The sequence below is a fragment of the Streptomyces sp. NPDC051976 genome (assembly GCF_040680795.1).
Taxonomy (GTDB): Bacteria; Actinomycetota; Actinomycetes; order Streptomycetales; family Streptomycetaceae; genus Actinacidiphila.
In genome coordinates, this window is the sequence record NZ_JBFAXL010000033.1 from 1 (window position 1) to 22,443 (window position 22,443).

Below are 22,443 nucleotides of genomic sequence, written 5' to 3' on the forward strand. Positions count from 1 at the left end.
CGTCGTAGGAGTGCGGCCATGGCCTCGGCGATGAGTGCGCCGCCGGTGGTGGCGTCCGGGACGATGACTACTTCCACGCTGGGCCTGCCGATCTGAGCGAGTACGTCTCATGAGGACGTCTATTAGGAAACTTTCCTATCAAAGTGATGGTGACGAGCGGACCCGAGCCGTGTCAAGGGGTTCCGGCCCGCGCGGCACTCGCCGGACACCCCGGACACCCCGGACACCCCGGACACCCCGAACACACCAGTGACCCGGCAGCCGGGGTCGGCCGCCGGGTCACCCGGGGGAGGGGACGACGGAAAGCGGCGCTCAGCCGACCGGCACCCCGCCCGCCACCTGCCCGAGACCGATCCAGCTCCCGTGCCCGTCGCCGCCGTTCCACGCGTAGACGGTGGCGGCGTTGTCGGTGGGGTCGAGGAGGATGTAGTCGGCGTTGCCGTCACCGGTGAAGTCCGCGAAGGAGACCCGGCCGGCGTCGGTGGTCAGACCCGTTGCCGTCTGGCCGTACTGCACCCAGCCACCGCCGCTGTCGCCGCCGCGGTTGAGGTACGACTGCACGGCGCCGTCCGGCTGGATCGCGCTGTAGTCGGCGCGGCCGTCCGCGTCGAGGTCGGCGAAGCGTACGTGGGTCGCGTCGCTGGTCGTGCCGGTGGCGACCTGGCCGAGCGGCTGCCAGCCGCCGTGGCCGTCGCCGCCGTGGTTGAGCCAGACCGAGACGGCGCCGCCTGCGGCGAGCAGGACGTAGTCCGTCCGCCCGTCACCGTCGAAGTCGGCGAATCGCACATGGGTCGCGTCGCTGGTCAGACCGGTCGCGATCTGGCCGAGCGGCTGCCATCCGCCGTGGCCGTCGCCGCCGCGGTTGAGCCAGACGGACACGGCGCCGTTCGTACCGAGCAGGAGGTAGTCGACGCGGCCGTCGCCGTCGAAATCGGCGAGGCGGACCCGGCTGCCGTCGGTGGTCTGGCCGGTGGTGACCTGGCCGTACGGCTGCCAGCCGCCGTGGCCGTCGCCGCCGCGGTTCAGCCAGACGGACACGGCGCCGCTGGAGGCGACCGTCAGATAGTCGGCGCGGCCGTCACCGTCGAAGTCGCCCCAGCGGACCGGGCCGGTGGTGCCCGACTCGGTGCCCGCCCCGAGCGCCCGGCCGCCGGTCACCCAGTGGTCGGTGAACGCCTGGTCGAGGGCGGGGTAGAACGCCTGGGCCATCCGCAGATAGCCCGCGTCGTTCGGGTGCAGGTGGTCGACCATTTCGGCCGAGGTGAGCGCCGGCGGCTCGACGTACCGGAACTTCTTGCCCGCCTGCTGCTCGGGGCCGGCCAGCGCCTTGATCCGCGCGTTGTACGCGGCCGCCGCGGACTCCAGGCCCGGCGAGGTCGGGATGACGCCCATCGCGAGGACGGTGATCCCGGGGCGGTCGGCGAAGACGCGGTCGATCAGGTCGGCGAAGCGGTCGGGGGCGTGAGCGGTGTCGATGTTCCGGTCCAGGTCGTTGACGCCGATGTGCAGCAGTACGACGTCCGGCCGGGCCCCGGCCAGCCAGCCGTCCACGCCGTCCCGGATCTGCTGGATGACGTAACCGCTGTGCCCCTCGTTCGACGGGTCGGGCAGCGTCCCGGACGCCTGCGAGCCCACGAACCGCACCGCGTACCGCGACTGACCCGTCGTCAGATTCCACAGCGGCGCCCGGTACGAGGAGGTCGTGGCGCTCCCGACGCCCCACGTGATCGAGTCCCCGAGCGGCATCACCCGCAGCACCGGCGCCCCGAGCGGCGCCGCCGCGGCCACCCCGGTCGCGTCCGTCGGCAGCCACCCCAACCCGAGCGCGACCGCCACCCCCACCACCCCCGCCCGGACCCACCGGCCCCACCCGGCCACCGACCTGCGCGACGCGACCCGCGCCGACGGGCGTAACTGCTCACTCATGGACTCTCCCTGGGCTCGGGGGGCAGGTGCCGTGCGAGACCTACCTGACATCGTTGTCAGCCACAATCGGATCAGAGGTGCGAGAGCGCCCTCCGAAGCTAAGCCCGTCGACGCGAACACGTCAATCACCCGGTGATGATATCGTCCACCGACGTTTTTGATATCATGCCGCGTAGTGACGACACGGCCTCACCGGTCGCAGGAGGAACGTATGGCGCGCACTCTCATTGACGTCGACGACGAGATGCTGGCCGAGGCCGCGGAGATCTTCGGAACGACAACGAAGGTCGCCACGGTGAACGCTGCCCTGGCGGATGCGATCAAACGCCGCAAGCGCGCGTCGTTCCTGGACTGGCTGGCGGAGGGCGGTCTGCCGGACCTCACGGGGCCCGTCGAGCCCGCCGAGGGTACGGACAACCCCCATCACGCCGCATGAGCGACCGGTACCTGATCGACAAGTCCGCCCTCGCCCGCTATCCCAAGCCGAACGTTCGAGCCGTGATCGAGCCGCTGCACAATGCCGGACAGCTGGCCGTGTGCGGGGCCGTCGAACTCGAAGTGCTGCACAGTGCCCGGTCGAAGGCGGACGCGGAGCGCATCCGCGACGAGATGCGGGGCTTCGACTGGCTGCCCACGCCCGATGAGGCGTGGGACCGCGCGCTGGACGTGCAGGCGCGCCTCATTGTGGCCGGGAACTGGAAGGCACTGTCCGTTTCGGACCTGATCATCGCCGCGACAGCGGAGCGGAGCGACGCGGTGGTCCTGCACTACGACGGCGACTTCGACATGATCGCAGGCGTGACCGGCCAGCCGATGCGCTGGGTCGTCCCGGCGGGAACCGCTGACTGAAGACGCCCGCGAGGTGACACTCCCCAGCGATCCGGTGCGTCCAGTACGTCTGGTACGGGCTGGTGCCGATGGCTCCGGCAAGGCCGGTCAGCCGTACGCTCAGGCCGCCTCCGCCTTCACCCTCCCCGAGCGGATCGCGTCCACCAGGGCCTGGTGGTCGGCCTCGTTCTGGTCGGCGTAGGACTCGGCGAAGTGGGTGAGGGCGCGGTCGAGGGAGTCGCTGGTGCCGAGGTAGGCGGAGAGGGCGATGCGGTCGGTGGAGCGGGCGTGGGCGCGGGCGAGGGTGGCGCCGCAGAGTTCGCCGAAGGTGTGCAGGCCCTCGGGGCGCATGGTCTCGGGCGCGGCGATGCCCTTCCAGTCGCGCAGTTGGCGGATGTAGAAGTCGCGGCGGTGGCCGTCGATGCCGTCGACGCGCTCCCAGCCGAGGAAGATGTCGCTGGTGGCCTGCATGAGGCGCTGTCCGGCGACGACGCGTTCGCCCTGGGTGGCGTAGCCGGAGGCACCGGCGTAGCGGGCCAGCACGGACTCGTCGGCCTCCTTGGCCTGGAGCAGCAGCGGGTCCTGGTCGTCGCGGCCGAGCAGCAGCATGATCCAGCAGCGGGTGCCGACGCTGCCGACGCCGACCACCTTCCGGGCGATTCCGGCCACCTGGTACTGGTCCAGCAGATGGCGCCGGTCGGACTGCAGGGTCCGGGAGTAGCTGTCGAGCAGCCGCTTGAGGCCGTCTTCGAGCATCCCGCGTTCCGCGTCGGGCAGCAGGTCGCGCAGCGGTGTGACCAGGGGCGGGTCGGCGGCGAGGCGGCGGCGGCCGTCGACGACCTCGGTGAGCTTCTCGAACGCCTGGAGGCTGTCGCGGCTACGGGCCTTCGCCGTGGCCTTCGTCCACTTCTTGCGGCCTCGTGCGGACGCCTTCGCGCCGAACTGCGCTCTCACCCACGCGTCGTCGAACTGGGCGTACCAGACGGGGAGGTTGCCCATGTCGGCGAACTGCCGCATGTGCTCGCGGTACGACCGTACGGTGGCCCGAACGATCGCGGCGCGCATCTTGGTGCTGAGGCCGTTCGCGCGGGACGCGATGACCAGGCTGGTGGTGAGCCGCTTGAGGTCCCACTCCCACGGCCCGGGCAGCGTCTCGTCGAAGTCGTTGATGTCGAACATCAGGCGGCGCTCGGGCGAGGCCAGCAGCCGGAAGTTCAACAGGTGGGCGTCGCCGCACAGTTGGGCGCGGATGCCGGAGGCCGGGGTGGTGGCCAGGTCCATGGCCATGATGGCCGCGGCGCCGCGGTAGAAGCGGAACGGCGACTCGGACATCCTCCCGTAGCGGATCGGGACCAGTTCCGGCACGCGGGTCGCCGACTGCGCCTCGATGACGTCCACCGGGTCGGTGCGGTGCGGCGCCGGCGCGTACGCGGCGTGGCTGGAACGGGGTACGGCCTTGCGCAGCGCCTTGCCGCGGGCGGCGCGCTCCGCGACGGAACGGTGCCGCAGTTCGTCCGCCAGCATCTCGTACGCGGTGGGCGCGACCTTCGCGTGTTGCGGCCCCTGCCGAGCTGTCGTGGTCATCGCTGGCTCCTCCCAGAGAGGTGGGCGCCATTGACCGGCGGACATGGCCGATCACAGGCCCGCGATTCCAGCTTGGCACGGCGGACGCCGACCGGCAGCTTCACAATCCGAATTTCTCTGACTATGGTCAGAGAATGGAACGCGAGCAGATCGATGTCGTGCGCGGATTCAACCGCGCGGTCACGCAGCGCGTCGGCGCGCTGGACGACGAGTATCTGTCGCGGCACCGGTCGCTGGGGCTCTCGCGGCTGCTGTGGGAGGTCGGGCCGGACGGAACCGAGGTGCGCGTTCTTCGCTCGCGGCTGGGCCTGGACTCCGGGTATGTGAGCCGGCAGCTTCGGCAGCTGGAGTCCGACGGCCTGGTCACCACGGACCCGCACGCGGGCGACGGGCGGGTGCGGAAGGTACGGCTGACCGAGGCCGGGGACAAGGAGCGGGCGGTGCTGGACCGCGCCTCGGACGAACTGGCGGAGTCGATCCTCGCTCCGCTCACCGAGAGCCAGCGCGGGCGGCTGGTGGCGGCGATGACGGAGGTCGGACGGCTGCTGCTGGCCTCCCAGGTGCGGATCGAGATCACGGACCCACGGAGCCCCGAGGCCCGGTACTGCCTGCGCTCCTACGTCGAGGAGCTGGGACGGCGGTTCGCCACCGGATTCGACCCGGCCCGCAGCATCCCCGCGAGCGACGAGGAGATGACCCTGCCCAAGGGCCTGCTCCTGGTGGCGAGCGCGCACGGCTCTCCGATGGGGTGCGGGGCGCTGAAGCTGCACCCCGAGACGCGGATCGCGGAGGTGAAGCGGATGTGGGCGTCCCCGGACGTGCGCGGGCTCGGCCTGGGCCGCCGCATCCTCGAACGCCTCGCGGAGGAAGCGGCCGCCCGCGGGATGTGGACCCTGCGGCTGGAGACGAACGGCACGCTGGCGGAGGCCAGACGCCTCTACGAGAGCGCGGGGTTCGTCGAGGTCGAGGCGTTCAACGACGAGCGGTACGCGGACCATTGGTTCGAGCGGAGACTCGCCGGCTGAGACGATGGGGACCATGGCGACGACACTGAGCGCGGTGGTGGTCGAGGCGAGGGACGTCCAGGGGCTGGCCCGGTTCTGGGCCGAGGCACTGGAGTGGCGGGTCGTCCCCGAGGACGCGGGGGAGCCCGGGCGTCCGGGCGCCGAGGTGGTCGTACGACCGGCCGGGGGCGGTGGCCTGGCGCTGGTCTTCGTGGCCTCCGAGCGGCCGAAGGCGGGGAAGAACCGGCTGCATCTCGACCTCGCCGGAGGCACCGACCAGGCGGCGGAGGTACGGCGGCTGCTCGCGCTGGGCGCGGTGCCCGCGGACATCGGCCAGGGCGACGTGGCGTGGGACGTCCTCGCCGACCCGGAGGGAAACGAGTTCTGCGTGCTCCCGCTCGGGCACGCGGACCATGTCGACGACGCGGTACGGGGACTGGCCGCGATCTGCCAGGACGCCGCCGATCCGGTCGTGCAGCGCCGCTTCTGGACGGCGGCGACGGGCTGGGCGGTCGCGGCCGAGGGGGAGTGGGGGTTCGTGCTGCGCTCTCCCGCGGGGACCGTCCCGGTGCTGGTCATGGGGCCGCCCGCCACACCCAAGAAGGGCCGGAACCGCTGGTCGCTGCGGTTGGCGCCCAGCGCCGGTGCCGACGGTGAACTGGCCGCCGAGACCGCCCGGTTGACGGCCGCGGGCGCGGTGTCCGCACCCGGCGGCGGGCCGCTGGGGCCGCTGACCGACCCCGAGGGAAACGAGTTCGGCGTGGCGAACCCCGGGTCCGCGCACTGACCCGGGGTTCACCGATCCTGGTTCACCCGCCGGGCGGCGGCGCCGTCAACTGGACGAAGGCGCCGTCATGGTGGACCAGGGGCCTGCCGTGCGGGGTGTGGTCCGCTTCCACCACCCGGCCGATGACCAGGGCGTGATCACCCACCGGGAGCACCCGGACGAGAGCGACGACCAGCGAGGCCAGGACGTCGTCCAGCACGGGCAGCCCGAAGGTGCCGCGGTGCCAGGGCGTGGCGGGGCCGAACTTCGGCGCCCCCGCGCGGGCGAACCGGCGGGCGATCTCCTCCTGGCCGTCGGCCAGCAGGTGGACCATCACATGCCGGGCGGCCTCCACGGTCGGCCAGGACGCGGCGCGCAGGCCGACGGTGAAGGAGACCAGCGGCGGGTCGAGCGACACCGAGGTGAGCGAGGTGGCGCAGAAGCCGACGGGGGTGTCCTCGCCCGCGGTGATGACGGCCACCCCCTTGGCGTGGTGGCGCATCACCGAGCGGAACAGGCCGGGCCCCACGCCCGCGGGCGCGTCGCCGTCCGCGGGAGCAGCGGCCTGCTCGTCGTCGTACGCCCGCGAGGCGGAGGTGATCGCCGTCACGCCGCGCTCTCCGGATCCCCGGCCCCGACCCCTGCTCCGGCACCCACCGCCGTGGGCCCCCCGGTCAGGTCCCCGGCCAGCCGGGCGATCTCGTCGGCGAAGGGCGAGGGCTCGTCCGGGCCGTACGCCGCCAGGTGCGCGCTCCAGTCCGCGCGCGCTCCCGCGGTGTCGGCCAGGGCGTGGCGGCTGGCGCCGCGCCGGTAGAGCAGGTCGGGGTCCTCGTCGGCGAGGACCGGCACCGCGATGTCGAGGTCGGCGAGCGCCCGTTCGTGCTCGCCGAGGTCGTGCAGTGCCAGCGCCCGGTTGGCGTGCAGCACCGGGTCGTCCTCCAGGTCGAGGGCGCGGTCGAGGTCGTCGACGGCCTGGGTCAGGCGGCCCGCGGAGTAGGCGAGGACGGCGCGGTTCACCCAGGCGGCGAGGAAGGACGGGTCGGACTCCAGGGCGGCGGTGAAGGAGGAGAAGGCGGCGTCGATGTCCTCGGCCTCGGCGAGCAGCGTGCCCCGGGCGCACAGCAGCCCGGCGTTCTTCGGGTCCAGGGCCAGGCCGGTCTCCACGTCGGCGCGGGCCCGGTCGGCCTCGCCCAGTGCCATGAGCAGGTCGGCGCGGTTGACCAGGGTGTCCACATGGCTCGGGTCGAGGATCACCGCGTAGTCCAGGTCGCGCAGCGCCGCCTCCTCGTCGCCCAGCTCCCGCAGCAGGTCGGCCCGGTTGAAGTGCGCCTCGTGGAAGGGCGGGCTGAGCCGGATCGCCTCGGCGTAGTCGGCGAGCGCCTCGGTGAACTGCCCGTTGGCGCGCCGGCCGCCGGCCCGCTCGAAGTAGTAGTCGCCGTAGTCGGGGTCGCGGCTGATGACCAGGTCGTAGTCGGCCAGCGAGCCGGCGTGGTCACCGAGCGCGGCCAGGATCTGCGCGCGGTTGTAGAGCAGCACCGAGCGGTGCAGCAGCTGCTCGTCCGCGCCGAGGTCGGCGTCCGTCATGGCGATGCCGTCGTTGACCAGGGTCAGGGCGGCGCCGAGGTCGCCGCGGTGGAGTTCGACCAGCGCCTTGGCATTGCGCATGAAGGCGCCGACGAAGACCCTGCGGTGCGGGTCGGGGTTCCAGTCGGCGATCGCGATGGCGGTGTTGACCCACTCCAGCGCCCGCGTCTCGTCGTGCATGCCCTTGGGGAGGTGGCGGGTGTAGAGCATCGCCATCATGTAGCAGCTGTTCATGTGGATCTCGGGCTCGGTGTTGCCCGAGCGCAGTTCGGCGAAGTACGGGAAGCCCTCCTCGCCGCGGCGCAGGTAGGACAGGCAGGCGCCGATCTTGTTGGTGAGGTTCCAGTACGGCTTGGGCCGCTCGTCGCCGAAGAACGCCCGCCCGCGGTGCGCGATCTCCATCGCGGCCTCGTAGTAGCCGTTGTCGAAGCAGGACTCGCAGGCGTCGACGAGGGCGGTGCCCGCGGCGGCCCGGTCGGTGCCGCGCTCCAGGTGGTAGAGGCGCGCGCCGAGCGACTCACCCGGCCGCGCCCGCTCGGCCAGCAGCGCCGCGCGGGCGCTGTGGCGGCGGGCCCGCTCGTCCGCGGGCAGTTCGGCGTAGGCGCGCTGGGCGGCCGGGGACCTGCTCGTACCGTCGGAGTCGAGGAAGAACTGCGCGAGGTCGGCGTCCGCAGCGGGCTCGGGGTCCGCGCCCGGCATCGCGGCGCGGTCGGCGTAGGCGCGCAAGGCACGGCCGAGTTCGTCGTCGCCCGAGCCGTCGGACTCCACCACGACGGTGAGGACGGCCGGGTCGCAGCGGCGCAGCAGCACCGCGACCAGCTCGCGGTCGGTGGGGTCGGCGTCGTCCAGCTCGCGGAACCTGATGACGGTCCCGCCCGGGTGCAGCGCGCGGGCCCAGTCCATCAGCAGTTCCGCGACGCCGTGGGAGACCCGCAGGGTGCGGGTCACCGAGTAGAAGCGGGTGCGTTCGGCGCGGCTCGCCAGCGCGGTCAGGGTCTGCGGTGCGATCGGGACCAGCGGCGTCAGGTCCGGCGCGAGGGCGATGACCTCGATCGCCCGCCGCTCGATCAACGCGTCGTGCGCGCCGCTCAGTTCGGGTACCACGGCGCGCAGCAGGGCCCCGCCTCCGGTGTAGGGCCCGCGCAACCGGCGGTGGCACCGCACATCGATGTCGGGTTCCGGCGACACGGGCAGGCCCTCGGCTGCCGCGGTGCCGGTGGTGGCGACGGCCCAGCTGTGCCTCGGCGGGGAGGAGGTCATGACAGTGCTCCTTGGGTTGGGTTCTTGCGGGCGCGCCGGTCCCGCAGGGTGACGTAGAGCAGCAGACCGAACTGAAGGGCCGTCAGACCTACGAAGCTCACCGCGTCGAGCACGCCGCTCGTCGCGGTCCCCGAGTCCCTGAACCGGTCGTTGATCTGCGACCAGAAGTGCACGGTGGTCGGAATCCCGGCCCACAGCAGGCTGCCGAGCGAGAACCCGTAACCGACCACCAGCAGCGGCGCGTACCAGCGCGCCATCGCGGTGTCGCGCTCCGACCACTCGGTGTCGGCCACCGGCGGCGGCCGGCGGGTCAGCCGGCGGAACCGCGTACGGATGTGGAAGCGGGCGGCGTTCTGCAGGTCGGAGCAGCGCAGGGCGTTGGTGAGGACGTAGTAGAGGTCCGTCTCCAGGTAGAACATGAACTGCCACAGCAGCCGCATCACACAGGTGAAGGAGATGGCCAGCATCAGGGCGGGCACCCACGAGGGGAGGCCGTGGCCGCGCAGCGCGACCGCCAGCAGGGTGAGCCCGGAGACCAGTACGGCGTCGGCCAGGATCCCGGCGAGGAACGGAAGGTAGCGGCGGCGGCGCTCCACGCTGAAGAGCGAGTCCAGCCGGGTCTCGGCGACCAGGTAGTACAGCCGCCGGCTGATGGTGAGCGTCGAGGGCAGGCCCAGGCGGCGCCCGGAGAGCGCGTGGAAGCCCTCGTGCAGCAGGATGCAGGGGATCTGCACCACCGTCAGGGTGATCGGGATCAGCGAGAGATGGTCGGTGAAGAACACGTCGTGGTACGAGGGGCGCAGCGTGCTGTCCCGCGCCATCGCCACCGCCGCGGCGGCCAGCAGCGCGGCGTAGCACAGCCAGGCGGGCCAGGAGAAGATCCAGCCGCCCAGCCGCTGCCAGCGCACCGTCGCGGCCCCGTCGCCCGGACCGTCGCCGGTGCCGTCACCCGAGCCGTCGCCGGAGTCCTCGCGCACGAATTGGAGGTCCTGGAGCACCTCGAGGAAGTCCTCCACGTCGAGGGGCTCACCGCAGGTCCGCTCGTACCAGGCCGCGACCCCGGAGAGCGGCACCCCCGAGTCCAGCATGCGCAGGGCCTCGGCGCCCTCCTCGGGGAAGACCGCGTAGGAGGCGATGTCCGGGCGGCCGACCATCACCCCGTCGTCCTCGGCGATCATCGTGAGCCGGTGCAGCCGGACCGTGGTGTCCGGAGCCGCTGTCGGGGTGCCGTCCGAAGAGGTCACGGTCATGCGGGGGAGTGCCTCTCTGCGCGAGATGTGGCCGGAGCCGGGCTCCCTGTGAGTGCACAGAGCCCGGCTCCGGCTGGGACGTGTTCCTAGAGGGCGGAGCAGCAGTAGTACGCGGCGCTGGTGAGGCGGATGGTGCCGGCCTTCCGGATCGACATCTTCTTCATGGGGGTCCCTCCTCCCGGTCCCGTCGGATGGGCGTCACCGGCACGAGGTGCCGGGCCGAACGCGGCCAAGTCTGCGTGGCGGGAAGGGCCGCGCACGTCGACAACATGACGTACGCACATCGGTGAGAATTGACTAGATGTACTCGTCTCCATACGTTTTGTGACCACATCGCGGCGCATCCATCTGTACCGATTCGCCTGCGTTGATTTTTCGTACGAGGCACATAGGGCTCGTTTTCCTTTCGGCGCGGTGACTACCTGCCACCGCGAACCGTCGACACACCGCAGTCGTGTGCACACACTGCGCACATGACTAAGTCAGCGCCCTTTGTCGGACGAACCGTTGAGCGCGCGACCGCGGCGGACACGTACGTACGCGCGGTGGACGGCCAGGCGCAGCTGCTGCTGATCACCGGCGAGGCGGGCATCGGAAAGACCCGGCTGGTGGAGGAGTTGGCGGTGCTGGTGGGCACCGAGGGCCCCGGGCACGTGCGGATCGGGGAGTCGGTTCCGCTGAGCGGCACCACCTTGGCCTACGGGCCGTTCGTGGCGGCGCTGCGCGACCGGGCCGAGTATCTCTTCGCCGACGGCGGCAGCGCTCGGTCGCCCGCCCCGCGGCAGCGGCTGTTCGAGCGGATGCTCACCCTGCTGTCCGACCTGTCGGCGCGCTCCCCGCTGGTCCTGGTCCTGGAGGACCTGCACTGGGCCGACACCTCCACCCGCGATCTGCTGGCCTTCCTCGCGGTACGGCTGCGCGGCCAGCGGGTGCTGGTGGTCGCCACGATGCGCGAGGAGGAGCTGAGCGCCGCCGCCCGGCGCTGGTTCGCCGAGCTGGTGCGATGTCCGCGCGTGACCCGGCTGCGGCTGGCCCGGCTCGCCGACGCCGAGGTCGCCGAACTCGTCACCGCGATGCTGTCCGCCGACGCGGCCGACGCCGATGTGGCCGCGACCGTCTCGGCGGCCGAGGGGAACCCGCTCTACGCACAGGAGTTGGTCCGCGCGGGCCGGCACTGGCCGCCGGTCTCGATCGCCGAGGTGGTGCTGGCCAGGGTGAGCGGTGTGGACGCCGCCGTCCGCGAGGTGCTCGACCTGATCTCGGTCACGGACGGCGGGATGCCGCACGAACTCCTCGCCGCCACCGTGTCGTTACCCGAGGCCGACCTGCTGGCGGCGCTGCGCGAGGCGGTCGCCCACCGGCTGCTGGTCGCCACCGACGACGGGTACGCGCTGCCGCACGGCCTGATCCGGCAGATCCTCTACGCCGACCTGCTGCCCGGCGAACGCCGCCGCCTGCACCGCAGTTACGCCGCCGCGCTCGCCGCACGCAAAGGGTCCGACCCGGCGTGCCTGGCCAGGCACTGGCATCTGGCCGCCTGCCCCGACAAGGCCGCGCAGACCGCCCTCACCGCGGCCCGCCTGGCGGTCGCGGCCCGCGCCTACCCCGAGGCGGACCGGCTGTACGCGCAGGTCGCCGATCTGGCGCAGTGGCTGCCCGACAAGGGCGCGGCGGTGTGGGAGGAGGCGGCGCGGGCGGCCAGTTACGCGGGGGAGCCCGGCCGGGCCACCGAGTACATCGCCCGCGCGCTGGCCGCCGACGGCGCCCGCGGCCCCGACGACCGGGCCCGGCTGCTCGAACGCCTGGGCCGCTACCTGTGGGAGTCGGGCAACCCGCGCGGCGCGATGGAGGCCACCGAGCAGGCGGTGGGGCTGCTCGACGGCGCTCCGCCGTCGCCGCTGCGGGCCCGGGTGCTGGCCGCCGCGGCCGACGGCCGGATGCTGATCGGCGACACCGACGCGGCGCTGGCGCTGACCGACCGGGCGCTGCTGGTCGCCGAACAGGTCGGCGCGGTCGCCGAGCACGCCCACGCGCTCACCACGCTCGGCGTCATCCGGGCGCAGCGCGGCGACCTGGACTCCGGGCTCTACGCGCTGCGCGCCGCCCGCGACCTGGCGCGGCGCACCGGGGCCGTCGAGGACGTGCTGCGCGCCGCCGGCAACCACATGTACCTGCTCTGTACGGCGGGCCGCTTCGCCGAGGCGCGCGAAGTGGCCCGGGACGGACGCCGGGCGGCGAGCGAACTGGGCGCCCCGCCCCCGCTGACCGCCGTGCTCGACTTCAACACCGCCGCGGTGCTGGTCGCCACCGGCCAGTGGGCCGAGGCCGACCAGTTGCTGTCGGAGCTGGTCGGCGCCTCGACCGCGCACATCACCCGCTATCTGCACCTGCTGCAACTGGAGTTGGCCGTGGCCCGGGGGGAGGAGCGGCGGGTCACCGAGCTGACCGGCGTCCTGGCCGAGTCCCCCGACGACCCGCGGCTGATCGGCCCGGTGCAGGCGTGCCTGGCCGAACATGCGCTCGGTGCGGGGGAGTTGACCAGGGCCGCGGACCATGTGCTGCGGGGGCTCTCGGCGGTCGGCGAGGGGGCGCTCGCCGAGGAGGAGATCCGGCTGCTCGCCGACGGCAGCCGGGTGGCGGCCGACCTGGCGCTGCTGCCGGGGCGGATCAGGCCGCGCGGCCTGCCGGCGGGATGGGACGGGGCCGCGGACGCCTGCGCCGGGCGGGCCGGGGCCATCGCCGGGCGGCACGCCGACGAGCCGGTGGTCGCCGCCTTCGGTGCGCTGACCGCCGCCGAGCACGCGCGGGGCGAGGGGACGGACGACCGGACGACCTGGCGGGCGGTCGCGGACGCGTGGCAGGCCGCCGACCAGCCGTACCGGGAGGCGTACGCGCGGCTGCGGGAGGCCGAGACCGCGATCAGGGCGGGGCGGCGGGCGCAGGCGGTGCGGGCGCTGGCGGCCTGTGTGAGTCTGGCCGCCCCGCTCGCGGCGGCCCCGCTGCTGCGGCACGCGGAGGAGCTGGCGGCTCGCAGCAGGCTGACCCGCGAGCTCGGCCCCAGTGAACTCCGTCCCCGCGAACTCGGCCCCGGCGACCGCGCGATGGCCGCGCACGCCCGCTTCGACCTGACCGAGCGCGAGTCCCAGGTCCTCGCCCACCTCTCCAACGGTGAGAGCAACCGGCAGATCGCCCGCTCCCTCTACATCAGTGACCGCACCGTCGCGGTGCATGTCTCGCACATCCTGGGCAAGCTCGGCGTCCGCAACCGCACGGAGGCCGCGCTGGTCCGGGCGCGTACGGGACTTGCCTGGTCGTGGGAGCCGGCGCCGCCGTCCCCGCCGCCCGACAGCGGTGACGTCATGCCGGGCACGGTGTGACAGGACACCACCAAAGCGGCGCCCGATAGCGGGAGTTGCTGGTGAGGTGGGGTGGATTCCGGAACCGGTTATCCGCTATGATCGGACGTGTCGCCAGTGGTGATCTGCGTAATTATGTGTATTTGCCATTTTTTTCGCGCAATCACCCGATGAATTGACACCATAAACTCGCGATCCGGGATGCCCTGACTCGGATCGCGGTAAACCGGCGTCGGCCGCACTCCCCCGTGGCGGCCGACGCCTTCTTTCGTGCCCGGCTCAGGTCAGCCCGCCAGTGTGGCGACCTCCGCGGCGGCCAGCAGAAAGGCCCCCACGCCGAAGTCGGCGGTGGAGTTGTACGTGACGGGCTGGCTCGACTCCGGGTCCTGGCCCACGTTCTGGACGTAGCCGAGCAGGCCGTCGGGGTGCACCGCGGTGGCCACCATGCCGTTGTACGCGCGGGCCAGCACCGGCAGATACGTCGTCCTGCTGATCAGGCCGGTCCTGATCGCGTAGGCCAGGCCGAAGGTGAACAGCGCGGTCCCGCTGGTCTCCGGGCCCGGGTGCTGCAGCGGGTCGGCGAGGTTGACGTTCCAGAAGCCGTCGGCGCGCTGCCGGGTCAGCAGCGCCCGGCTCAGCCCCGGCGGGTTGTAGCGGTACTCCGGCCAGCGGTTGTCGCCCGGCGGCAGCAGCCCCAGCACCTTGGCGTGCGCGGCGAACGCCCAGCCGTTCCCGCGCGACCAGTAGACCTTGGCGCCGTTCGGCGAGTGCGCGGCGGAGCCGTTCGGCCAGACGTAGTTGGCGTCGCGGAACCACAACTCGTCGGTGTAGTCGTACAGTCCGCCGCCCGCCACGCTGTGCTTGGTGAAGGAGTACAGCGACCAGAGCTTGTCCAGATAGGCCGGGTCGTTCAGGTACGCGGCCACCCGGACGAAGTTCGGCATCGCCATGTGCAGCGCGTCGACCCAGGTCCAGTCGCTGTTCGAGGTGTTGGTCCCGTGCGTCATCCGGCGCAGCGACTCCACGATGTCCGCCACGTAGGCCGGGTCGCGGTCGATGTCGTAGAGGTCGAAGTACGCCTGCCCCGCAGTGTGGTTGTCGGCGAAGCGGGTGGCGACACCGCCGTTGAGCCCGTAGCCGTTCTTCTCGCCCCAGGTGCGGGCGTAGGCGAGGTAGCGCGGCTCGCCGGTCGCCCGGTAGGCGGCCATGTTCCCGCTGAAGTACGTCGCCCGCGCCCACTGGTTGTTGCCCGGGTCGGAGTGCGCCCCGATCCAGTGGTCGTTGACCAGCCGCAGCGTGGTGAGGACGGCGGCCCGCGACGGCAGTACGGCGCTGGGGGCGCCTGCCCCGGGCGCCGCGGCGGCCGCGGCGCGGGGTGCCGCGACGGCCCCGGCGGCGAGCGCGCCACCCGCCAGCAGCGCCCCGCTCAGGAAGTGACGGCGGTTCAGACCTTCGGCATGGCGCGGATCCACATCCATGAACTGCTCCCAGGACTGTGGTACGTGGACTAGACCTGACCTTGCCGGAGCAGGCTACCGTCCGCGTCAGTGCTCGCGCAGCCCCCACGGGGAGCCGTACGCGGTGAGCAGGTCGAGGAAGGGCAGTGGCGGCAGGGCCTCGGGGCCGAGGACGCCGGTGCCCGACCAGCCGCCGTTGGCGAGCAGTTCCATCGCGACCACCGGGTTGACCGCGGTCTGCCAGACGACCGCCTGGGCGCCGTACTCGCGCATCGACCACTGGTTGTCGACCACGTGGTAGAGGTACACCTCGCGGGCGGCGCCGTCCTTGGTGCCCTTCACCCACGTCCCGGCGCAGGTGCTGCCGGTCATCCGGTCGCCCAGTCCCGCCGGGTCGGGCAGGCAGGCCGCCACCACGTCACGCGGCGCGACCGAGGTGCCGCCCACCCGGACCGGTTCGGTGCCGTCCAGGCCGAGCCGGTGCAGCGTCTTGAGGGTCTCGATCGTCTCGGTGCCCAGACCGTACTTGAAGGTGACCCGCCCGGCCTTCAACCAGCGCGGCATCAGCAGCACTTCCTCGTGCTCCACGTTCACGCACTCCAACGGCCCGATCCCGGCGGGGAAGTCGAAGACCTCCGGCTCGCTGAACGGCTCCGTGGTGAACCACTGGCGGTCCGACTCGTAGACCACCGGCGGGTTCAGGCACTCCTCGATCATCGTCCAGATGGAGAAGGTCGGCGCGAAGGCCATGCCCTCGACCACCAGGTCGGCGCCGTCGCGCACCCCGATCTCCTCGATGTCGTCGAAGAGTTCGTCGGCGGCGTAGCGGGCGAAGACATCCGACAGGCCGGGTTCCACGCCCATGCCGACCAGCGCCAGCCGCCCGCTGTCCTGCCACTGGTCGGCCAGCGCGAACTGCTCGTCGCCGAGTTTGACCCCGCACTCGGCGTACGGGCGCTCCGGATGCGGCTGGGACAGGGACATCGCCATGTCCAGGTAGTGGGCGCCGGCCGACAGCGCCGCGCGGAACAGCGGCATCACGAAACGCGGGTCGGTGGCGTTGAGCAGCACGTCGCAGCGGTGCTCGGCGAGCAGCGCGGTGACGTCGGCCTCGTGCGAGGCGTCGACCCGGGCGGCGGTGAAGCGGGAGTCGGCCGCGGCGGCGACCGCGGCCTCGGCGCGCCGCGGATCGTAGTCGGCGACCACCAACCGCTCGAAGAAGCCGCGGCGGGCCGCGATCCTCACGACGGCTCCGCCGACGCCTCCGGCGCCGACCAGCAGAATCCGCATCCTGGCCACCTCCTCCGGGCGCTACCCGGCGCTACGGGGCCCCCGTCGGGGGCTGCCCCGGCCCCTGCGGCTGTCCCGGTTCCGGTGTCCCCTCCAGCGGGGCCTGTCCGGGCTCGTACTTGGAGACCGGGATGGTCTCGTGGCGGAAGAACGCCGGGCGCATCACCCGGTAGATGATCATCAGCACCGCGCCGGTCAGCAGCGCGCCGATGCCGGTGACGAAGACGCCGCCGAGGTGCCAGTGCGGCGGGAACGGAAGCGTCCACGAGGTGGAGCCGTAGTCGGCCGCCGCGTAGACCTTGCAGGCGTCCAGGAAGAAGAACAGCAGCAGCAGGCCGCCGAGCCCCGGCATGATGCCCTTCGTCCACAGGTCACGTGGACTGCGGCGCAGTACCTTGCGGTAGTACCAGACGCAGGCGAAACCGGTGAGGCCGTAGTAGAAGGCGATCATCAGGCCCACCGAGCCGATGGAGTCCGCCAGGATGTTCCCGCTGAACTTGGTGAGCAGCACATAGAACGCGATCGAGGCCAGGCCCATGCCGACCGTGGACCAGGTCGGGGTGAGGAAGCGCGGGTGGATCCGGGCGAACCGGGTGGGGATCGCCTTGAAGGACGCCATCGACAGCGTGGTGCGGGCCGTCGGCAGGATCGTGGTCTGCGTGGACGCCGCGGCCGAGGTCAGCACCATGAGGATCAGCAGTTTCGTGGCGGTCGTGCCCCAGCCGCCGCTGCCGAAGACCTCCTTACCGAGACTGGACAGCACGTCGCCGGAGTTGTCGGGGTTGGCGAGGCCGATGCCCTTGTCGCCCGTACCGGCGAACGCCTGCGCGGAGACGGTGACCACGAGGTAGATCATCAGCAGCAGGACGGTGGAGATCACCGCCGCGCGCCCCGGTGTGCGGCTGCGGTCGCTGGTCTCCTCGTTGACCGACACCGCGGTGTCCCAGCCCCAGTAGATGAAGATGCCCAGGAGGATGCCCTTGGTCAGCGAGTCCAGCGAGTCGATGTGGAACGGGTTGAACCACGACCACTGCACCTCGGACGACACGCCCGGCGCCGTACCGCCGTAGACCTTCACCAGCGCGGTGATCGAGAGCACCAGCAGCATCGCGACCTCGATGGTCAGCAGCACCTTCTGCAGGTTCGCCGAGATCTCGATGCCGATGTAGCAGATCAGGGTCATGACCGCGATCCAGACGACGCCGACGAACGTCACCCAGAACGTGTTGGTGGCGAGCCCGTCCGCGCCCACGAGCTGGAAGCCGTACTGGCCCGCGATCTGCGCCAGGTTCGCCATCACGATGATGTCGGCGGCCACGATGCCCCAGCCGCCCATCCAGCCGGTACGCGGCCCGAACGCGCGCGACCCCCAGGTGAAGGTGGTGCCGCAGTCCGGGTCGGCGGTGTTCAGCTCCTTGTAGCCGTAAGCGATCAGCAGCATCGGGATGAACGACAAGATGATGATGATCGGCGACTGGAACGTCACGATGGCGACGATGAACCCGAGGGTCGCCGCGAGGCTGTACGCCGGTGCGGTCGACGCCAGGCCGATCACGACGCTGGAGAACAGCCCGAGGGCGCCACCCTTGAGTCCTTTTTCCGTCGGTCCGGTTCCCGGTGACGGAGTGCGCTCCGAGGGAACTGCGGCAGTGCCCATGACGGCCTCCGGTCGAAAAGGCGCATGACTCGTACGTGCATGGCTCTTTTCCCCTTCGAATTAACTCCCCCTTTCAATCGGCCGCAACCCGGGCGGCGGGCCCCCGGTCAGGCGAGCACGCGGAAGTGCGTGGTGAGGCGGCCGGAGTCGTCCAGCACATGGAAGGCCAGCGCGGGCGGCAGCCGCAGGTCGACGTAGACCTCGGGGCCGGGAGCGCCACCGGAGCCGTCCCCGGCCCCGTACTCCCAGGGCAGCAGCACGGTCGACTTGATCCCGGGGGCGACCAGCAGCGGGCGGCCGGCGAAGGTGGTGGCGGCCCCGGTGTGCGCGTGGCCGCAGAGCAGCGCCGCCACCCGCGGATGGCGGCCGACCAGCTCGGCCAGCCGGTCCGCGCCGAACTGGCGGATCCCGTCGACCGGCGGGGCGTGCAGCGTGGCGGGCGGGTGGTGGAAGGCGACCAGTACGGGCAGGTCGTCGGGCGTTTCGGCCAGGACATCGGCCAGCCAGGCCAGCGTCCCGTCGTCGAGCAGCCCGTCGTCCCGGCCGGGGATCGAGGAGTCGCACAGCGCGATGACGCCGTTCGGGGTGCGGTGCACCTGGTTCACCGGGTCGTCGGGACCGCCCGCGACCGGTACGCCCTTCAGCAGCACCTCGCGGAACGCCGCCCGCACGTCATGGTTGCCCGGGCAGACCAGTACCGGATGCCGGGAGGCGAGGATCTCCCGGGCCTCCTCGTACTCCTCCGGCAGGCCATGATCGGCGATGTCGCCGGTGACCAGCACCGCGTCGAGGTCGTACGGCAGCGCCTCCAGATACCGCATCGCCGCCCGCGCCCGATCGGCGACGGCCACGGTGCCGTCGAGGTGGGTGTCACTGAGGTGCGCGAGGACGAGCACGAATCCGCTCCTTGGATACGGGGCCAGGTGGGTGTACGGCGACGCTACGGGGCGACCGGACCAGGATTAAGATCCAGTGCCGTGGCAGAAGAGTGGACCAGTTCGGGGGAGGCGGCCGAGATCGCCGGGGCGGCCGGGGCGGATCTCCATCTGGAGGTCGACACCGGCGGCGGCCGGCGCGCCGGTCTGGAGCGGGCGCTGCGCGAGGCCGTCCAGGGCGGGCGCCTCGCTCCGGGCGCCACGCTGCCCTCCACCCGCTCGCTGGCGGCCGAACTCGGGCTGTCCCGTGGGACGGTGACCGCGGCCTACGACCAACTGGCCGCCGAGGGCTATCTGGTGACCCGGCCGGGAGCGGCCACCACGGTGGCGGGTCCGGCCCGCGCCCCCGACGCGCCGGGCACCGTACGCCCACCCGCCGCCGTGTCCCGGCCGCGGCACGACCTGCGCCCCAACACCCCGGACCCGGGCGCCTTCCCGGTCCGCGCCTGGCTGCGCTCGACCCGCAGGGTGCTGACCGACCGGGCCGCCGAGGTGCAGGAACTCGGCGACCCGCAGGGCCACCCCGCCCTGCGCGCGGCGCTCGCCGACTACCTCGGGCGGGCCAGAGGCGTACGCACCACCGCCGACCGTATCGTGATCACCACCGGCTTCCACCAGTCCCTCGGCCTGCTGGCCCGTACCCTCGCCGACGCGGGAACCACCGCGATCGCCCTGGAGGACCCCGGGCACAACGGCCACCGCGAGGCGGTGCTGCGCGCGGGACTGCGGGTGCTGCCGCTGCCCGTGGACCGGCACGGCGCCCGCGTCGACACCCTGGCCTCCGGCGGCGCGGGCGCGGTCCTGGTCACGCCCGCGCACCAGTACCCGACCGGCGTCCCGCTGCACCCCGCACGGCGGCAGGCGCTCACCGCATGGGCGCGCGGCCGGGACGCGCTGGTCATCGAGGACGACTACGACGGCGAGTACAGGTACGACCGGCAGCCGGTGGGCGCGCTCCAGGCCATCGACCCGGACCGGGTGGTGTACTGCGGCTCGGCCTCCAAGACCCTCGGGCCCGGCTGGCGGCTGGCGTGGATGGCCCTGCCGCCGCACCTGGTGGAGCCGCTGGTGACCGCCAAGTTCCACGCCGACGTGCACACCCAGACGCTCAGCCAGCTCGTCCTGGCGGACGTCCTGGCCCGCCACGACTACGACCGGCACATCCGCGCGGGCCGCCTCCGCTACCGCCGCCGCCGCGAACTCCTGCTCCGCCGCCTTCCCCCCACCCTCACCGTCCAGGGCACCCCCGCCGGCCTCTACGTCCTCGCCACCCTCCCCGCCGGCGGCCCCCCGGAAGCGGCCGTCCTCGCGGAGTGCGCCCGCCACGGCGTCGCGCTGCGCGGCCTGTCAGAGCTGCGGCATGGCCATGCGGCCCGCACCGAGGGGGGTTCGCCGGAGCCGCACCCCGCGGACGCCGCCCGCCCCGGCGGCCTCCTCATCGGCTTCGCCGCCCCCACCGACTCCGCCTACCCGGCCGCCCTCACCGCCCTCTCGGCGGCCCTCTCCCACCCCCTGCCCTGAAGCGCGCTGCGGAGGTGCCCCGAAGGGGCGCGGGGAACTGCGCGACCAGCCCTCGACGGGCTGCAGGTCACCACCGGCCCCAATGGGGCAGACGCGTGGTCTTCGGACCACCGGCCCGGTGGGGGCTGAGCGCGCAGTTCCTCGCGCCCCTAACGGGCACCGCCTTCCGCAAGCGCAGCGCGCTTCCCCGCGCCCCTTCGGGGCACCTCCGCCGGGGGTGGTGGGGGAGGGTGGAGGAGAGGAGGGCCAGGGCGAGGGCGGAGGCGGCGAGGGCGGCGCCGACCCAGGCGGGGGCGGAGTAGCCGTAGCCCGCGGAGAGGAAGAGACCGCCGAGCCAGGCGGCAAGCGCGTTGCCGAGATTGAAGGCGCCGATGTTGACGGCGGAGGCAAGAGTGGGAGCCCCCGCCGCCTGGTCGAGAACCCGCTTCTGCAGCGGCGGCACCGTGGCGAATCCGAGGGCGCCGATGAGCGTGAGGGTGACCGCGGCGGCGACCTTGTCGTGGGCGGTGAAGCCGAACACGGCGAGGACGACGGCCAGCCCACCCAGCGTGACGTAAAGCATCGGCATCAGCCGACGATCGGCGTAGCGCCCGCCGATCAGGTTGCCGCCGACCATGCCGAGGCCGAAGAGGACCAGCAGCCAGGTCACGGAGGAGTCGGCGAACCCGGCGAGGTGCGTCATCATCGGCGCGAGATAGGTGATCGCGGCGAAGACCCCGCCGAAGCCGAGCACGGTCATCGCCATGGCGAGCAGCACCTGGACATTGCGGAACGCGGCCAGTTCATGGCCGAGACGTACGCCCTCCGGCCGGGGGAGTTCCGGCACCAGGCGGGCGATGCCCAGCAGCCCCAGCACGCCGAATCCGGCGACGACGAGGAAGGTGACCCGCCACCCCGCCGACTGCCCGACGAAGGTCCCGAGCGGGACGCCGACGACATTGGCCACCGTCAGCCCGGTGAACATCATGGCGATCGCGCCCGCCTTCTTGTGCGGCGCGACCAGCCCGGCCGCCACGACCGACCCGATGCCGAAGAACGCGCCGTGCGCGAGCGAGGCGATGATCCGGCCCGCCAGCATCACCGCGAAGGTGGGCGCCAGCGCCGAGACCACGTTGCCGACGACGAACAGCCCCATCAGCCCCATCAGCATGCGCTTGCGGGGCACCTTGGTGCCCAGCAGGGTCATCAGCGGGGCGCCGACCACGACGCCGAGGGCGTAGCCGGTCACCAGCAGACCGGCGGTGGGGATCGAGACGCCGAAGTCCCCGGAGATCTCCGGGAGCAGCCCGATGATCACGAACTCGGTCGTGCCGATGCCGAAGGCCCCGAGGGCCAGGGCGAGCAGCGCGAGCGGCATGGGAGTCAGCCTCCAGAGTGGTTGCGCGGTTGCTTTACCGGCGGCAACAATAATTGCACACGCGGGATAAATGCAAACGCCGTATATTGCGTGAGCGAGCTATCCTGGAGGCGGCCGCAGTGAGGCAGGCCGGAGGAGGCAGGACCGCGATGACCACCGCACCCACCGCGACAACCGGCGGCACGAGTGCCCCGGCCGCCCCCACCGTGGCGACCGCGGGGCTGGCCCAGGGCTGGTGCGCCCTGTCGCTGCTGCACGGCAGGATCGAGGCGCACATCGAGCGCGCCCTGCAGGCCGGACACGACCTGAGCGTGCGGGAGTTCTCGCTGCTCGACGTGCTCAGCAGGCAGCACAACGGACCGGGCGGCCACCTCCAGATGAAGCAGGTCGCCGACGCCGTCGTGCTCAGCCAGAGCGCCACCACCCGCTTGGTCACCCGGCTCGAGGACCGCGGGCTGCTGGTCCGCTACCTGTGCGACACCGACCGGCGCGGCATCTACACCGATGTGACCGAGGCCGGGCTCGCCCTGCTCGCCGGGGCCCGCCCCACCAACGACACCGCCCTGCGCGAGGCCCTCGCCGAAGCGGCCCGCCACCCCGAACTGGCCCCGCTCGTCAGGACCGTGGAGACCCTCGGCGCGGGCCGCGCGACCGATCGCGAGGGCTGA

The 22,443-nt window shown here is 72.5% G+C and carries 17 protein-coding genes and 1 pseudogene; 7 read left to right on the plus strand and 11 right to left on the minus strand.

Annotated features, from left to right (window positions below; genetic code table 11):
* A pseudogene (locus AB0M29_RS27830) lies at positions 1 to 77 on the minus strand (glucosamine-6-phosphate deaminase); the annotation flags it as partial.
* Between the two features lie 235 nt (positions 78 to 312).
* Complete coding sequence (locus AB0M29_RS27835) at positions 313 to 1,926, minus strand: FG-GAP-like repeat-containing protein (protein WP_365387350.1); 1,614 nt, start codon at positions 1,924 to 1,926, stop codon at positions 313 to 315.
* A gap of 211 nt (positions 1,927 to 2,137) precedes the next feature.
* Between AB0M29_RS27835 and AB0M29_RS27840 the strand changes: the two genes are divergently transcribed.
* Both AB0M29_RS27840 and AB0M29_RS27845 read left to right on the plus strand, forming a co-directional pair.
* On the plus strand, positions 2,138 to 2,362 hold the full coding sequence (locus tag AB0M29_RS27840; protein WP_365387353.1) for a type II toxin-antitoxin system VapB family antitoxin: 225 nt from the start codon (positions 2,138 to 2,140) through the stop codon (positions 2,360 to 2,362).
* On the plus strand, positions 2,359 to 2,775 hold the full coding sequence (locus AB0M29_RS27845) for a PIN domain nuclease (protein WP_365387355.1): 417 nt from the start codon (positions 2,359 to 2,361) through the stop codon (positions 2,773 to 2,775). The genes AB0M29_RS27840 and AB0M29_RS27845 overlap by 4 nt, the downstream gene beginning before the upstream one ends.
* Positions 2,776 to 2,874: 99 nt before the next feature.
* Here the strand turns inward: AB0M29_RS27845 and AB0M29_RS27850 are convergent, their stop codons facing one another.
* On the minus strand, positions 2,875 to 4,278 hold the full coding sequence (locus tag AB0M29_RS27850; protein ID WP_365387545.1) for a DUF2252 domain-containing protein: 1,404 nt from the start codon (positions 4,276 to 4,278) through the stop codon (positions 2,875 to 2,877).
* A 194-nt stretch (positions 4,279 to 4,472) separates the two neighbouring features.
* Here AB0M29_RS27850 and AB0M29_RS27855 point away from each other — a divergent pair, with 194 nt between their 5' ends.
* Together AB0M29_RS27855 and AB0M29_RS27860 are read left to right on the plus strand one after the other, a co-directional pair.
* Positions 4,473 to 5,363, plus strand: a complete 891-nt coding sequence (locus AB0M29_RS27855) for a bifunctional helix-turn-helix transcriptional regulator/GNAT family N-acetyltransferase (RefSeq protein WP_365387357.1) — start codon at positions 4,473 to 4,475, stop codon at positions 5,361 to 5,363.
* Between the two features lie 13 nt (positions 5,364 to 5,376).
* The gene (locus AB0M29_RS27860) at positions 5,377 to 6,129 is read left to right on the plus strand and encodes a VOC family protein (protein WP_365387359.1); all 753 of its coding nucleotides are present in this window, start codon (positions 5,377 to 5,379) and stop codon (positions 6,127 to 6,129) included.
* A gap of 22 nt (positions 6,130 to 6,151) precedes the next feature.
* Here the strand turns inward: AB0M29_RS27860 and AB0M29_RS27865 are convergent, their stop codons facing one another.
* From AB0M29_RS27865 to AB0M29_RS27875, 3 genes are all read right to left on the minus strand, one after another.
* Positions 6,152 to 6,610 (minus strand): flavin reductase family protein, encoded by a 459-nt coding sequence (locus tag AB0M29_RS27865; RefSeq protein WP_365387547.1) that lies wholly within the window; start codon positions 6,608 to 6,610, stop codon positions 6,152 to 6,154.
* A 104-nt stretch (positions 6,611 to 6,714) separates the two neighbouring features.
* Positions 6,715 to 8,952 (minus strand): tetratricopeptide repeat protein, encoded by a 2,238-nt coding sequence (locus AB0M29_RS27870; RefSeq protein ID WP_365387361.1) that lies wholly within the window; start codon positions 8,950 to 8,952, stop codon positions 6,715 to 6,717.
* Positions 8,949 to 10,202: a hypothetical protein gene (locus tag AB0M29_RS27875; protein ID WP_365387363.1), complete on the minus strand. Its 1,254-nt coding sequence runs from the start codon at positions 10,200 to 10,202 to the stop codon at positions 8,949 to 8,951. Before AB0M29_RS27875 ends, AB0M29_RS27870 begins: the two co-directional genes overlap by 4 nt.
* Positions 10,203 to 10,675: 473 nt before the next feature.
* Between AB0M29_RS27875 and AB0M29_RS27880 the strand changes: the two genes are divergently transcribed.
* On the plus strand, positions 10,676 to 13,579 hold the full coding sequence (locus tag AB0M29_RS27880; protein WP_365387366.1) for an AAA family ATPase: 2,904 nt from the start codon (positions 10,676 to 10,678) through the stop codon (positions 13,577 to 13,579).
* Positions 13,580 to 13,842: 263 nt separating this feature from the next.
* Here the strand turns inward: AB0M29_RS27880 and AB0M29_RS27885 are convergent, their stop codons facing one another.
* From AB0M29_RS27885 to AB0M29_RS27900, 4 genes are all read right to left on the minus strand, one after another.
* Positions 13,843 to 15,036, minus strand: a complete 1,194-nt coding sequence (locus tag AB0M29_RS27885) for a glycoside hydrolase family 88 protein (RefSeq protein ID WP_365387367.1) — start codon at positions 15,034 to 15,036, stop codon at positions 13,843 to 13,845.
* Between the two features lie 66 nt (positions 15,037 to 15,102).
* Positions 15,103 to 16,305, minus strand: coding sequence for a saccharopine dehydrogenase NADP-binding domain-containing protein (locus AB0M29_RS27890; RefSeq protein WP_365387369.1), 1,203 nt, complete (start codon positions 16,303 to 16,305; stop codon positions 15,103 to 15,105).
* Between the two features lie 31 nt (positions 16,306 to 16,336).
* Complete coding sequence (locus AB0M29_RS27895; RefSeq protein ID WP_365387372.1) at positions 16,337 to 17,962, minus strand: APC family permease; 1,626 nt, start codon at positions 17,960 to 17,962, stop codon at positions 16,337 to 16,339.
* 107 nt (positions 17,963 to 18,069) lie between these two features.
* Positions 18,070 to 18,858 (minus strand): metallophosphoesterase, encoded by a 789-nt coding sequence (locus AB0M29_RS27900; RefSeq protein WP_365387374.1) that lies wholly within the window; start codon positions 18,856 to 18,858, stop codon positions 18,070 to 18,072.
* Positions 18,859 to 18,939: 81 nt separating this feature from the next.
* On the opposite strand from AB0M29_RS27900, the gene AB0M29_RS27905 reads away from it, so the two are divergent.
* The gene (locus AB0M29_RS27905) at positions 18,940 to 20,418 is read left to right on the plus strand and encodes a PLP-dependent aminotransferase family protein (RefSeq protein ID WP_365387377.1); all 1,479 of its coding nucleotides are present in this window, start codon (positions 18,940 to 18,942) and stop codon (positions 20,416 to 20,418) included.
* A gap of 67 nt (positions 20,419 to 20,485) precedes the next feature.
* Here the strand turns inward: AB0M29_RS27905 and AB0M29_RS27910 are convergent, their stop codons facing one another.
* Positions 20,486 to 21,775, minus strand: a complete 1,290-nt coding sequence (locus AB0M29_RS27910) for an MFS transporter (RefSeq protein WP_365387379.1) — start codon at positions 21,773 to 21,775, stop codon at positions 20,486 to 20,488.
* 149 nt (positions 21,776 to 21,924) lie between these two features.
* Here AB0M29_RS27910 and AB0M29_RS27915 point away from each other — a divergent pair, with 149 nt between their 5' ends.
* Entirely contained in the window at positions 21,925 to 22,443 is a 519-nt protein-coding gene (locus tag AB0M29_RS27915; RefSeq protein WP_365387382.1) for a MarR family transcriptional regulator, read from the plus strand.

What these genes read in the sequence shown, in the direction of transcription:
- AB0M29_RS27850 (WP_365387545.1), bottom strand. Translation starts at nt 4,278, where the DNA reads ATGCTGGCGGACGAACTGCGGCACCGTTCCGTCGCGGAGCGCGCCGCC.
- AB0M29_RS27845 (WP_365387355.1), top strand. Translation starts at nt 2,359, where the DNA reads ATGAGCGACCGGTACCTGATCGACAAGTCCGCCCTCGCCCGCTATCCC.
- AB0M29_RS27885 (WP_365387367.1), bottom strand. Translation starts at nt 15,036, where the DNA reads ATGGATGTGGATCCGCGCCATGCCGAAGGTCTGAACCGCCGTCACTTC.
- AB0M29_RS27875 (WP_365387363.1), bottom strand. Translation starts at nt 10,202, where the DNA reads ATGACCGTGACCTCTTCGGACGGCACCCCGACAGCGGCTCCGGACACC.
- AB0M29_RS27855 (WP_365387357.1), top strand. Translation starts at nt 4,473, where the DNA reads ATGGAACGCGAGCAGATCGATGTCGTGCGCGGATTCAACCGCGCGGTC.
- AB0M29_RS27895 (WP_365387372.1), bottom strand. Translation starts at nt 17,962, where the DNA reads ATGGGCACTGCCGCAGTTCCCTCGGAGCGCACTCCGTCACCGGGAACC.
- AB0M29_RS27880 (WP_365387366.1), top strand. Translation starts at nt 10,676, where the DNA reads ATGACTAAGTCAGCGCCCTTTGTCGGACGAACCGTTGAGCGCGCGACC.
- AB0M29_RS27865 (WP_365387547.1), bottom strand. Translation starts at nt 6,610, where the DNA reads ATGCGCCACCACGCCAAGGGGGTGGCCGTCATCACCGCGGGCGAGGAC.
- AB0M29_RS27890 (WP_365387369.1), bottom strand. Translation starts at nt 16,305, where the DNA reads ATGCGGATTCTGCTGGTCGGCGCCGGAGGCGTCGGCGGAGCCGTCGTG.
- AB0M29_RS27915 (WP_365387382.1), top strand. Translation starts at nt 21,925, where the DNA reads ATGACCACCGCACCCACCGCGACAACCGGCGGCACGAGTGCCCCGGCC.
- AB0M29_RS27910 (WP_365387379.1), bottom strand. Translation starts at nt 21,775, where the DNA reads ATGCCGCTCGCGCTGCTCGCCCTGGCCCTCGGGGCCTTCGGCATCGGC.
- AB0M29_RS27835 (WP_365387350.1), bottom strand. Translation starts at nt 1,926, where the DNA reads ATGAGTGAGCAGTTACGCCCGTCGGCGCGGGTCGCGTCGCGCAGGTCG.
- AB0M29_RS27870 (WP_365387361.1), bottom strand. Translation starts at nt 8,952, where the DNA reads ATGACCTCCTCCCCGCCGAGGCACAGCTGGGCCGTCGCCACCACCGGC.
- AB0M29_RS27860 (WP_365387359.1), top strand. Translation starts at nt 5,377, where the DNA reads ATGGCGACGACACTGAGCGCGGTGGTGGTCGAGGCGAGGGACGTCCAG.
- AB0M29_RS27840 (WP_365387353.1), top strand. Translation starts at nt 2,138, where the DNA reads ATGGCGCGCACTCTCATTGACGTCGACGACGAGATGCTGGCCGAGGCC.